The organism is Spirosoma sp. KCTC 42546, assembly GCF_006965485.1.
Lineage (GTDB): Bacteria > Bacteroidota > Bacteroidia > Cytophagales > Spirosomataceae > Spirosoma.
Map to the genome: position 1 here is coordinate 2,329,402 of NZ_CP041360.1, position 12,306 is coordinate 2,341,707.

A 12,306-nucleotide genomic window follows, 5' to 3' on the forward strand; every position below is an offset into this window, starting at 1 on the left:
TTTACGACTTTTGCTCTGACTTTTTAGTAAGTTGTTTTTGCAGTCAACAACCAGGGATAGGTATTCACGGGCTGCGGCAGACCGTTGGGCTGAATTTGCAGATACATCAGGTGTAAATGCGTTGGTGAGCGGTTTTTGTAGGCATTGAAGCCCGATCGGCCCATTTCGGCTAGTTTCTGACCTGCGTGCACCCATTGGCCCGGCGATACGTCTACTTCGCTATTGTGCGCGTAATAGAACAAGCCATGAAGGGTGGGGTCGTATACCCAGATCCAGTTGCCCCCCCGATAATCAGAACCGGGTTTCCAATCGGTTTCGATTGCCAGTACGAGTCCCCGGCTCATGGCCAGGATATCAACAGGTTTGCCCGTTTTATCGTCGATGTTATCCTGATTCTTATCGCTGATAAAAATGTCCTGAGCAGGGTGACTTCCCCGAACGTTATAATCGAACAGATCGAATCCTGTTCCCCGGTAGCCTTCGCCATGCGAACCTCCGATGGCACTGGTTGAATAACCCCGAATAGGAAATGAAAAATACAAACCGGTTCGGCGGAGGCTATCCCGTTGGAGCGAATCCTGCTGGTAACTCTCCATACTGCGAAACCGCGCCTGCAAACGTTGCATAATACCGCTGAATTGCAGCCGGGCCGAATCGGGGGTGATCGACTGCTCCCGGATTTGGGTGTATAGAGTCTGGAATTGCTGACAATAGGTGTACAGGGTGGGGTCGTCGGAATTGCTGATAACGACCTGCGACGAAGCCGCGTTCAGCCCGCCAATTAATAATGCCCCCACAATTCCTACTACTCGCATGAACGAAGTTACGTCAATCTTCACTACGCTGTTTTTTCGATTAAGTGGCCAAAAATACACAAAGTAGCGTGATAGGCCTATCAAATGATGACTTGTGGTAAGGTCAACGCAATGAGCGCAAACAGCTTCTAAATTTGGTTCCTGAAAGACGCACTTAGTGCCTTGAAGTCACTGAGTGAGCACTTTTGCGAAGTTATTTGGGTTTTTGAAAAAAAAGTTTAGCGCGTACAAGAAAAATTGCAAATACATTTGGATATAAGTTTTTTCGTGTCGTTATTCGCCCAAATTTAAAACAATACAATGCAAACAGGAACTGTAAAATTCTTTAATGAAACCAAAGGGTTTGGCTTCATTAAACCTGATGAAGGTGGCGAAGACATTTTTGTACACGCTTCCGGTCTCATCGACCAAATCCGTGAAAACGACAAAGTTAAGTTCAATGTCGAACGCGGTAAGAAAGGCTTAAATGCCGTAAACGTCGAAATAGCTTAATTGTAAGATATAAAGACAAACCGTTGTAAAAAACATGCCATATGGCATGTTTTTTTTTGCCCTGTCGGTTCGTAGAGCCATTTTTGCGGTCATAAACAAATAGGCATTAGTAGTCATCGATTGTCATTTGTGGGCATTGGTTGTCCTTCAAGCTGGCAACTATCAATGGCCATTGATGACTACTAATGACCACTACTGACAATCAATGACCCAATTACCTGAACAACGTGTAGCAGCCCGGCTTGGCCTGAATGCCCGGTCGGTAGCCGCCACCATCGAATTACTCAATGGCGGAGCAACGGTTCCCTTTATTGCCCGCTATCGAAAAGAAGCGACTGCTTCCGCAACTGGTGTTCCGCTCGACGAAGTACAGATCGGCCAGATCAAGGAAGCCTACCAGAAATTGCTGGAGCTGGATAAACGCCGGGAGGCTATTCTTAAATCCATTGATGAGCAGGGTAAACTCACGCCCGAACTGCGCCGGAAACTCGAAGCTACCGATTCGCTCATCGACCTCGAAGATCTGTATCTGCCCTATAAGCAAAAGCGAAAAACCCGCGCTACCATTGCCATTGAGCGCGGTCTGGAGCCACTTGCCAACGTGATAATTTCCCAAAGAGAACCCAACATCGAACGAACGGCTCAACGGTTTTTGTCGGATGCGGTTCCAACGATAGCGGATGCCTTACAGGGTGCGCGTGATATTCTGGCCGAGCGCGTCAGTGAAGATGCCGATGCCCGTCAGCGCATTCGTAACCTGTTCGAGCGGGAGGCTATTGTTCGATCGGTCGTTAAAAAAGGGAAAGATGCCGAAGGGGTAAAGTTTAAAGACTATTTCGATTTTGCTGAACCCCTCCGGCGTGTACCCTCGCACCGCCTGCTGGCGCTGCGTCGGGGTGAGTCAGAAGGATTTTTAAACGTGAGTATTGGTCCCGATGAAGAAGCGGCTATCGAACGGCTCGAACGGCAGTTTGTTGCCGACCGATCGGGTACGCCAGTTTGCAAAGAGCAGGTCTCGCTGGCCATTCGGGATGGCTACAAACGCCTGCTCAAGCCTTCCCTCGAAACGGAATTTGCCAACCTGTCCAAAGAAAAAGCGGATATGGAAGCAATCCGAATCTTTGCCGATAACCTACGCCAACTGCTGTTAAGCCCACCACTTGGCCAGCAACGCGTTCTGGCTATCGACCCTGGCTACCGAACGGGTTGTAAAACCGTTTGCCTCGATGCCCAGGGAAATCTGTTAACGGATACCGTATTGTATTTGTCTCAGTCGGAAAATCAGCGGCAGCAGGCAGCGCAGACGGTTCAGAAACTGGTTAGCCAGCATAAGATTGGTGCCATTGCCATTGGGAACGGGACTGCCGGTCGTGAGACGGAGGAATTTGTGCAGAGCTTGAATCTGACGAATGCATCGGGCGAAGCTTTACCAATTTTCATGGTGAGTGAACAGGGGGCGTCTATTTATTCGGCCTCGGAAGTTGCGCGTGAGGAGTTTCCGGACCGTGACGTAACCGTACGGGGAGCTGTGAGCATTGGTCGTCGACTCATGGACCCACTGGCTGAGCTGGTGAAAATCGATCCGAAATCCATTGGCGTTGGGCAATACCAGCACGATGTGGACCAGACCGATTTGAAAACCAGTTTGGATACCGTGGTGGAAAGTTGCGTGAATCAGGTAGGCGTATCGTTGAATACCGCCAGCGCGTATCTGCTCCGGTACGTGTCGGGACTGGGCCCACAACTGGCGGGGAATATCGTGGCGTATCGGGCCGAGAACGGCGCTTTTACGTCGCGTGATCAACTTAAGAAAGTACCTCGGCTGGGGCCGAAAGCCTTTGAGCAATGTGCGGGCTTTCTACGCATCGAAGGCGCTAAAAATCCGTTGGATAATAGCGCGGTTCACCCCGAACGCTACGCCCTGGTTGAGCGGATGGCTACCGATGCGGGCAGTACCGTTACCGACCTCGTTCACCGGCCCGAGTTACGCCAGCAGATCAAACCCGAACGCTATGTAACAACCGATGTTGGTTTACCAACCCTGCGTGATATTCTGACTGAACTCGCCAAGCCGGGCCGTGACCCACGTGAACAATTGTCGGTGTTTGAGTACGATGCCCGTGTTCGTTCTGTGGATGATTTGCACGAGGGCATGGTGCTACATGGTGTTGTTACGAACATCACAGCCTTTGGGGCTTTTGTCGACATTGGTGTTAAGCAGGATGGACTGGTTCACGTTTCGCAACTGGCCAATCACTTTGTTTCGGACCCGAAAACGGTTGTTAAGGTGTACCAGAAAGTAAAAGTTAAGGTCATGGAAGTAGATAAGGCACGGAAACGCATTGCTTTATCCATGAAATTTTAATAGGTTGCATTGTTGTTATGTGCTTTTGCGTTACATAAGGGCACTTATTACCCTAATCCCATTCCGTATGCAACAACGCTGGCTCCGGGAGATGATCCATCCCGTACTGCTGAGTGCCTGCCTACTTTCGACGCTTACTGCCTGTGAGGCTCTACGTTCCTCCGGACCATCTGTTAGTCGTCGCCCGTCATCAACCCGGCCTGTTGCCCGCCGAACACCCACTGGTAAAACACCGGCGCGTCCGCCTGCTGTTCCGGCCAAACCCGCCGGTAAAACAGTTGATGGTCGTACCTACGAAGACCGGTATGTGCCGGAAGTGGTCAAGATTGCCCGTACCTATACGGGCACGCCTTATCGCTCGGGAGGCAACACGACGGATGGTATCGACTGCTCGGGTTTAGTCTATGCTGTTTTCAACACAGTGGGCCTGAAAATGCCCCGGATCTCGTGGCAACAATCGGAAGTGGGGCACGAGGTGGAAGTAACTGAAATCCTGCCCGGCGATTTAATCTTTTTCGTTCCCGACAAGGGCCAGGCGGGTTACGTATCGCATACGGGTATCGTAACGGAAGTGAACGGCCAACAAAACATCCGGTTCATTCATGCCTCCTCGTCACGCGGTGTTCGGGAGGATAATCTGTACGCCGATTATTTCAAAGGTCGTTTTGTGAAAGCCTTGCGGCCATTTTGACATGTAGTGCCGACCGTCCCGGTCGGGTGAGAATGCTTAACTACACGCCCGACCGGGACGGTTGGCACTACAGAAAAACAAAAAACCGCCGTTCAGGCGGTTTTTTTATGTATTATCAGGACGTTAGGCGGCTGGTTGAGCACTGTTAATGAGTTCTTCCCAGTGGGCGCGGTCCTTTTTCTTCAGTTTCATTTCCAGACTCAGGGCTTCATTTCGGGTGGCAAATTGCTGGGTGAATTTTACTTCCCAGGGTTTACCCTCCGCTGTGGCTGGATTCGTTTTTGCATTGTGTTGCCACAAGGTAATTCGGATATCTTTGGTTTGACCAATGAAATACTGGTCGATGGTGGGACTGTAGATAATATAAACGGTATGCATGCGATTACGGGACTATTGTCAAATCTACACAAATGATAATACAAAACAAACTTAACCTGTGTATACGGGAAAGTATGTGGGATAGCTTAAAAAAATTGGGTTTCGGTTTGGGGAGCATCAAATTTTTCCTCATATTTGCACCCACAAAACGGGGGATTAGCTCAGCTGGCTAGAGCGCTTCCATGGCATGGAAGAGGTCATCGGTTCGACTCCGATATTCTCCACAACATTGCACTTTTCAACGATAGAAGGCCGACACGGAAACGTGTCGGCCTTTTTGTTTGGGTTATTTTGAGCCGCGATATGGAGTAAGTGGATAGGCTATTTTATCAATCAAAAGAGATAAAAAATATTTTAGAGCGAACATTTCCTGATTCTACTAAGTGAATTGGTTGGGGTAAAGCCAGTTGTAAAGCTGAAAGTGGCATCATTATACATCAAACCGAAATGCCACCATTCAGCATTGTCAACATAATGTTAATTCTAGATTAGACTGCTTATGACTTGGCCCATTAGGGCACCTACCGACGCTGCGCTGTAAAGGACCTAATGGGCCATTTTTAGACTTGAATAGCTTGCCGTTTGGCTCAACACTGCAAACGTTGATTAACAATAGGCCTCGTAAGCTGCATTCCTAAAATAAATAATTTTCCTTCTCTCAAGCAATATGAAAGCCCGGCCAATGATTGGGATTTAACTTTTTCTTATAATATAGAAATAAGCTAATAATACAGTAACTTAATGGCATGAAACGATTTGATATGGGGCGTTTTAGTGTGCAATTATTGTGAAATAGTTAGGTAAATTCTATCAGCTCTACTGAATCTATATAAAAGTATAATTATGAGTAATCCCACTGGGAAGCAAAATCCTGTCGTTTTATATATAGGAAGTACAATGATTATCCTATGCCTCATTACGATTTTCACCTTATCGAATAAGATAGATAAAACTTTATTTTACTTTATTTTGTCAGGAGTTTTTGCCGTTGGTGTTTCAATGCTAGCAAGTGTCCTTAGTGGAAGAATCACATATAAAAATGCTAAAATCAAAGCTACAGGCTCTTTTGCTATATTAATAATTTTACTGTTATATAGTATATATTTTTACAGCCATCAAAATAAAACATTTGACTTTACGATTTATCTTTTAGATAAATCAAAACAATTGGCAATCAGGGATGGGATGCTTCAAATTAGGTTTCGTAATGCTCCTAGAGAAGAAAAAATAGATAGCCATGGAAGTGCTTATTTTAGGGGTATATCATCAGACTTGCAAAATGATACAGTACAAGTTGAAATTCTTGGTGAAACAGGTTGGCAGTTTGTAAATAAAAGCCGAACTGCCGATTTATTATTACAAGGAGATCATGCTACTCTAATAGTTGAGCCTGATAATAGTAGATGTTGTTTGTCTGGTACAGTAATAAATCAATACAACCGTCTAGTAAGTGGAGCTGATCTTTGGGTTAAATCTTCTAAGGTTTCAAAATCTAACAATGAGGGTCAATTTATTATAGAGCTCCCTTTAGACCTACAAAATGAAAATTCTTTTGAACTGTTCATTCGCAAGGGGAAATACGAAAATCGCGTGATAGTAAATCGCATTCAGAATCCTACATTAAGAATAACAGAAGACTGATTTCTATGAAAGTAAAGGATGCTATTTATTTATGTTTATTGCTGGGTAATTTGTCGATTAGTTTAGGACAACAAAAATGCCTGCCAGTTAATCATCGTGGTCAGGTTGTCCTTAATTTATTAGATGGTAAAGGAATAGATGGAGTTCAAATTGTTATCAATGGTAATTTAGGGCCAATTACTAGTAATGGAGGTAATTTTATTTATAAATTAGATGATTGTATTGGTACTCCTGTTAGGGTACAAGCATTAAAAGATGGCTACGGAGTTGTTAATAATATTGAAATTTCTGGACATACACTCCGGGCTAATTTAACCCCAGGACAATTACAGTTTAAGATAATAATTTGTGAAGAAAAATATATAGAACAATATAAATTAGAGTACTATAGTCAAATAATTAATTTGCCAATACTTAGGGAAATGTCACGCTTAAAACAGCGCGTTAAAGAATTAGAGAATAATGCCAATAGTAACTCTATTTTAGTGAAAGAGCTCCAGGCATTAAGGCAGAAATATTCTAACTTAGAAAATAGCTACATTCAATTAAAGGAACAAGCAGTACAAGTTGCAACAATATTTGCTAATCTTAAGGCATCTGAAATAGATACAACTTATCAAAAGGCTTTTGCTTTCTACAAAGTAGGACAATTTGATAATGCAAGGAAGGTATTGCTGAATGCAGATCTTGATGAAGAAAATTTGGACTTTAACTCACAAGAAAAATTAGGTTATAGGATTATAGAAGCTGCTAGGTTAAAACGAAAGCAATGGATTAATAAACAAATGCTACTTGGTAACATTTATGCCTCTAAAAATGAAGATGATAAGGCCATTAACTACTATCGACAAGCTGTGATAGAGGATTCTAGTGTATATGAAAATGTATCGACTCTTGCGTTTTTTTTGCTGAAACAAGATAAATTTTCAGAAGGTGTAAAATGGTACAAACAAGCTTTTAAAGTCGCGAAAAACTTAGATAGTAAGTGGCTTATTTATAATAATTTAGGTAACGATTATTTAAGGATAAAAGATAGAAAAGAAGCAGAGCTAATGTATTTTAGAGCTCTTGACGTTGCAAGAGCTATTTATAAAACTGATTCAAACTCTAGAAACTTAAGGTTATCATTAGTTAATCTTGGTAGTTTTTATTTGTCAGAACAAAAAGCGGAAAAGGCAGATACCTGCTATTTGAGTGCTTTTTCCTTATGGCAGAATGTAAATATAAGGACTGAGACTGAGAAATATGAATATGCATCATTACTTGTAATGATGGCTAGATTTAATCACCGAATGGGATCTGTTACATTGTCTTATAATATGAATAAAGCTTCTATAGCCATTTTTGAAGAACTAATTCAATACAATTCCTTCTACAAATCAAATCTTGCTATTGTTTGCATAAATATGGGTAATTTACTATATAATTTAAGGAACTATGCGGAAGCTAAGTTTTATTATGATAAATCAATGGGAGTCTATAAGAATATGCAGAATGAAAGTTATAAGAATGAATTTGGTTATGCTAACTTATTATTAGATATTGCCCTTTTATATGAAGAACTGTATGAATATAGTCTGGCACAAAAATACTTTCAAGAATGCTTATTAGTACATCAAAGAATGGTGAATAAAAATAAAGATCAATATTTACCAGAGCTAGCTGATTTCTATGGCTATTTTGGTAATTTTTATTTGATTATTTCTCGGTATCAAGAGTCTAAAAAGATTCTTGATAAAGGCTTAAATATATTTGATGATCTATGTACGAGAGATTATAGGCAGTTTAGTTTTGGATATGCAAATATGTTATATAGGATTGGATGCTATTATAAAGTAACTGGTGAATGCGAAAAAGCTAAGAATAGTTTTGAGTGCTCTATTGCTATATATGAAAAATTGTTAGAAGTTAATGCAAATTACTATAATAGAAGGTTAGATATAGTTTTGAAAGAGCTACGGAGTTTATAGTAATGTTATTCCTTCTCATGACTATAATTATATTGAAATATTATACTATGGCAACAAGATTACCAAATTTTCCCTTTCATCGGTCGAGTAGCGTGGGCGTTTGCGTTCTTCCAAATAGAACACGATAGCGGCTAATAGTAAGGCATATCACAATATTTCGCCAGGCCTCCCCAGTACAAACATGATTAGAAAAATACCCCTGGCAACGAACAAATAATACGTTTCTGGATCTTGTAGTGATATGGGAGCAGTTCAACAAAAAATCCCCAGCCAATTTCACAATTAGCTGGGGATTCTCGTTGAATTAGTTGCTTCGACTACTGAGGAATCATTTCGGCGTCGGCCAGAATGTAATTCAGTTCGTAGATATTATCCGCATTGAGTTTGAGCGTTCCCCGGAAGGTACGGCGCTCGTCGGTTTTGAATTTCTTGTCGGACTTTTTGAATTTCAGCGACACCACTGATTCAGGTCCCGCACCACCGCAAAAGAAGCAGGCACTATACGGGAAAGCCGATAGGACGTAGATGTTCGATTCGAGGTCGACGGGGAGGACGTAGCCCGTCAGGTCAACTGTTTTGCCGTTCAGTTTCTGAATGGCTTGCCCAAAGGTTGGGTAGAGCATGTATACCGATTCTTCGGCATACCATTTTTTCTTGAAGGTCACATCGCGCAGGACTTCCCACGACAGTTTTACCGGTTCGGCAGCCACAGGAGCTACTGCTTTAGGCCTTGTTCGTTCGATGGGCAAGATGGCGGGACGAAAAGCCGAGGCTACAAGCGACACGCAGAGGAAAGCAATGACTAAACGGTTCATGGCGTTGAAAGACTTTAACGATAGATAATAAAGGTAAAACTACAAAAAAGATTACTTTTATAACTCATTTTAGCTTCGACCACGCTGCCGTGTCCGACTCACTCAACGATAACGCAAAAGACGGTTCGGTAATTCCCGTCCGGTTCACTCGTTTATACATGACAATGCTCATTATCCTGGCTGTTTTACTGACAGTAGGGCAGGGGCTAACCCAATGGCGCTTCGGGGCCATTGAACAGGAAATGGGTGTCATTCGGCATACGGCGCTGCAACGGCACCAGAGTCAACAGATTGTAAAGCAGGTACTCCAGGTAACCGACGCCAGCGAGCAGACCAGCTTTGAAGAAAATGTTGCCGAATTAAGGCGTTTGTTCCCCGTATTTGAACGCTTCCATCTAGAGACTCGCGAAGGCCGCACCGATAATCCAGCAATTAAAATCACCTATTCAGATACCGTTAACCGTTTGTACGCCAATATCCGTCCGGAATTTGAAGCTTTCCAGCAAAGTGCCAATCGGATGATGCGCCTGCAACGATTTGAGGAAGTTAAACAGCCCGATGTACAGGCGAACCTTAAATTAATGCTAGCCAATGAGAAACCATTTCTGGAGAAAATTGACCGGATTGTGGTGGTCTGCAATGGGGAGTTGCGAGCCAGGCTAACATTATTGCGGTCCATTGAGTTGTATTTGTACATTTTTACGGTGATTGCCCTGGTAGCCATTGGTTTACTCATTTTTAGGCCCGCTGCACGCAAATTAAAACAAACCTTCGCCCAGTTGATAGAAGCCGAAAGTCAGACAACAGCCGCTAATAAAAAACTGGTGAGCGCCAATAAGTCGCTGAAAGAAACCCGACAGAAACTCTTTGAAGCCACAAAGCAGCAATATGAACAACAGATTGATGATCAGAAACTACGAACATCGTACCTGATTGCCGGACAGGAGGAAGAACGTAAACGAATGTCGCGCGAGCTTCATGATGGCCTTGGGCAGATGCTAACAGCCATTAAACTGCAAATTGAAGGGCTCGAAGCCGGAATGGCCCGAGCCGCTGCAACTGAACAAACGGGTACCGCAGCCTTTTCTAAAAACATAAAGACGCTGAAGAGCCTGGTAACGCAGACGATTCAGGAAACCCGAACGATTTCCAATAATTTAATGCCAAGCGTTTTAAGTGATTTCGGCGTTGTGCCCGCTATTAAAATGTTAGCTGAACACGACCGTAGCGAATCGCTCGATGTTACGTTTAAAACAAACTTTACGGCCGATATGCCCCGTTTGGACAAAAATATCGAGATCATGCTGTATCGGGTAACGCAGGAAGCGGTTAGCAATGCGGTCCGGCATGCTAAGCCAGCCCACATCCGAATCGAACTAAAAGAGCGTGGAAATAGCTTAGAGTTAGTAGTGAGTGACGATGGACAGGGGTTTCGGGTACCCCGGAAAAACCAGAGTAATGAATTGCTGAAACCAATTCAGGAAGTGAATACGGATAATCCCCAATCAACGAAATTACGTCCACCTTCACAGGGATTGCATAACATACAGGAACGAACGAAACTGGTCAACGGTAAATTTAAACTTAATTCTTCTCCGGGGAAAGGTACTAAACTACAGATTAGCATACCCTATCAACCGACTCTTGCTCATCATGACACATACTAAATTAATGCTGGTGGACGACCATTCGATCGTTCGGGATGGTATTCGGCTCTTGCTGGAACAAGCCGATGGACTGGAAATTATTGACGAAGCTAATGATGGTGAAGAAACGCTCGATAAGCTAAAAGCCCATCAGGCTGCGCCAGAACAACTGCCCGACCTGATTCTTATGGACATCTCGTTGCCGGGCATGTCGGGAATTCAAACGACACAGGTAATCACCCGATTATATAAGAACATACGGGTACTGATGCTCTCCATGCACAACAATGAAGATTATATTCTTCGGTCGGTAGAGGCTGGTGCCTATGGCTATATCTTGAAAGATTCGTCATCGGATGAGATGATCAAGGCGATTCGCACGATTGCAGCCGGTGAAAAATACTATAGCTCACCTGTGGCGTCAATTATCCTGAGCGGCTACATGCAGCAGCTTAAAAAAGGGAGTCGGCATAGTCGCAGCGAACGGCAATCGAAGTTATCGAACAAGGAGAAAGAGATTCTGCAATTTCTGGTGGCTGGTATGAGCAGCCGGGAAATAGCCGAAAAACTTCAACTCAGTGTCCGGACGGTTGATAATCATCGGGCTAATATGATGCGTCGGTTACAGGTTCGTAACGCTGCCGAACTGGTCAGAATGGCGGTTGAAGACAAGCTGATTTGATTTTTGATCGAGAAATTGCGAACTCACAACTTATTTTTTAGGTTTGCCCATGAAACCGGCTCGCTGCCGGTTTTCCATTTCTAGTTTACTAGATTTAATAGATAGAGTTTATAAACTAAACCACAACTACTATGTCACTTCGCTTAGGAGATATTGCCCCCGATTTTGAGGCCGACACAACCCAGGGCCACATTCACTTTCATGAATGGTTGGGTAATTCATGGGGTATGTTATTCTCGCACCCCGCCGATTTTACGCCGGTTTGTACTACTGAACTAGGCCGTACGGCCCTGCTTAAAGATGAATTTGGCAAACGGAATGTAAAAGTCATTGCCGTATCGGTCGATGACCTGGAATCGCACAACCGGTGGACACCCGATATTAAGGATGTTACAGGCTCAGAGGTTAACTTCCCAATTATTGCCGATCCGGATCGCACGGTGGCTACACTTTACGATATGATCCACCCTAATGCTAGTGAAAAAGCAACGGTGCGGTCGGTGTTCGTAATTGGGCCCGATAAAAAGATCAAGCTAACCCTGACGTATCCTGCTTCGACCGGCCGTAATTTCAATGAGTTACTGCGCGTAATTGACTCGCTGCAACTAACCGCCGATTACCAGGTGGCTACACCTGCCGACTGGCAGCAGGGTGATGATGTGATTGTAACGCCCGCCGTAACGAACGATCAACTGGAAGCTAAATTTCCGAAAGGCGTAACTTTCGTGAAGCCTTATTTACGTACTACGCCCCAGCCGAATAAGTAAGGGAACGGGGTTGCCTGCTGGGGTTGTAAACTTTATAATTGATC

The 12,306-nt window shown here is 43.9% G+C and carries 11 protein-coding genes and 1 tRNA gene; 9 read left to right on the plus strand and 3 right to left on the minus strand.

Features of this window, described 5'->3' with window-relative positions:
- Positions 1-23 precede the first annotated feature (23 nt).
- A complete protein-coding gene (locus tag EXU85_RS09350; protein ID WP_210422455.1) occupies positions 24-815 on the minus strand; it encodes a M23 family metallopeptidase in 792 nt (263 codons plus the stop codon).
- A gap of 300 nt (positions 816-1,115) precedes the next feature.
- On the opposite strand from EXU85_RS09350, the gene EXU85_RS09355 reads away from it, so the two are divergent.
- From EXU85_RS09355 to EXU85_RS09365, 3 genes are all read left to right on the plus strand, one after another.
- Positions 1,116-1,307: a cold-shock protein gene (locus EXU85_RS09355; RefSeq protein ID WP_018620078.1), complete on the plus strand. Its 192-nt coding sequence runs from the start codon at positions 1,116-1,118 to the stop codon at positions 1,305-1,307.
- A gap of 205 nt (positions 1,308-1,512) precedes the next feature.
- Positions 1,513-3,672, plus strand: coding sequence for a Tex family protein (locus EXU85_RS09360; protein ID WP_142771828.1), 2,160 nt, complete (start codon positions 1,513-1,515; stop codon positions 3,670-3,672).
- 67 nt (positions 3,673-3,739) lie between these two features.
- On the plus strand, positions 3,740-4,363 hold the full coding sequence (locus EXU85_RS09365; RefSeq protein ID WP_142771829.1) for a C40 family peptidase: 624 nt from the start codon (positions 3,740-3,742) through the stop codon (positions 4,361-4,363).
- A gap of 123 nt (positions 4,364-4,486) precedes the next feature.
- On the opposite strand, the gene EXU85_RS09370 is transcribed toward EXU85_RS09365, so the two are convergent.
- A complete protein-coding gene (locus EXU85_RS09370; protein ID WP_142771830.1) occupies positions 4,487-4,741 on the minus strand; it encodes a GIY-YIG nuclease family protein in 255 nt (84 codons plus the stop codon).
- A 150-nt stretch (positions 4,742-4,891) separates the two neighbouring features.
- Here EXU85_RS09370 and EXU85_RS09375 point away from each other — a divergent pair.
- The 3 genes from EXU85_RS09375 to EXU85_RS09385 all read left to right on the plus strand — a co-directional run bounded on the left by EXU85_RS09375 (position 4,892) and on the right by EXU85_RS09385 (position 8,352).
- Positions 4,892-4,965: transfer RNA gene (locus tag EXU85_RS09375), tRNA-Ala, on the plus strand.
- 619 nt (positions 4,966-5,584) lie between these two features.
- A complete protein-coding gene (locus tag EXU85_RS09380; protein ID WP_142771831.1) occupies positions 5,585-6,382 on the plus strand; it encodes a hypothetical protein in 798 nt (265 codons plus the stop codon).
- A gap of 5 nt (positions 6,383-6,387) precedes the next feature.
- Positions 6,388-8,352: a tetratricopeptide repeat protein gene (locus EXU85_RS09385; protein ID WP_142771832.1), complete on the plus strand. Its 1,965-nt coding sequence runs from the start codon at positions 6,388-6,390 to the stop codon at positions 8,350-8,352.
- A gap of 317 nt (positions 8,353-8,669) precedes the next feature.
- Here EXU85_RS09385 and EXU85_RS09390 read toward each other — a convergent pair whose 3' ends face one another.
- Positions 8,670-9,167: a DUF3299 domain-containing protein gene (locus EXU85_RS09390; RefSeq protein ID WP_142771833.1), complete on the minus strand. Its 498-nt coding sequence runs from the start codon at positions 9,165-9,167 to the stop codon at positions 8,670-8,672.
- 89 nt (positions 9,168-9,256) lie between these two features.
- On the opposite strand from EXU85_RS09390, the gene EXU85_RS09395 reads away from it, so the two are divergent.
- From EXU85_RS09395 to EXU85_RS09405, 3 genes are all read left to right on the plus strand, one after another.
- The gene (locus EXU85_RS09395; RefSeq protein ID WP_142771834.1) at positions 9,257-10,834 is read left to right on the plus strand and encodes a sensor histidine kinase; all 1,578 of its coding nucleotides are present in this window, start codon (positions 9,257-9,259) and stop codon (positions 10,832-10,834) included.
- A 4-nt stretch (positions 10,835-10,838) separates the two neighbouring features.
- Positions 10,839-11,495: a response regulator transcription factor gene (locus EXU85_RS09400; RefSeq protein ID WP_142776655.1), complete on the plus strand. Its 657-nt coding sequence runs from the start codon at positions 10,839-10,841 to the stop codon at positions 11,493-11,495.
- A 131-nt stretch (positions 11,496-11,626) separates the two neighbouring features.
- The gene (locus EXU85_RS09405) at positions 11,627-12,262 is read left to right on the plus strand and encodes a peroxiredoxin (RefSeq protein ID WP_142771835.1); all 636 of its coding nucleotides are present in this window, start codon (positions 11,627-11,629) and stop codon (positions 12,260-12,262) included.
- The last annotated feature ends 44 nt before the right edge of the window (positions 12,263-12,306 follow it).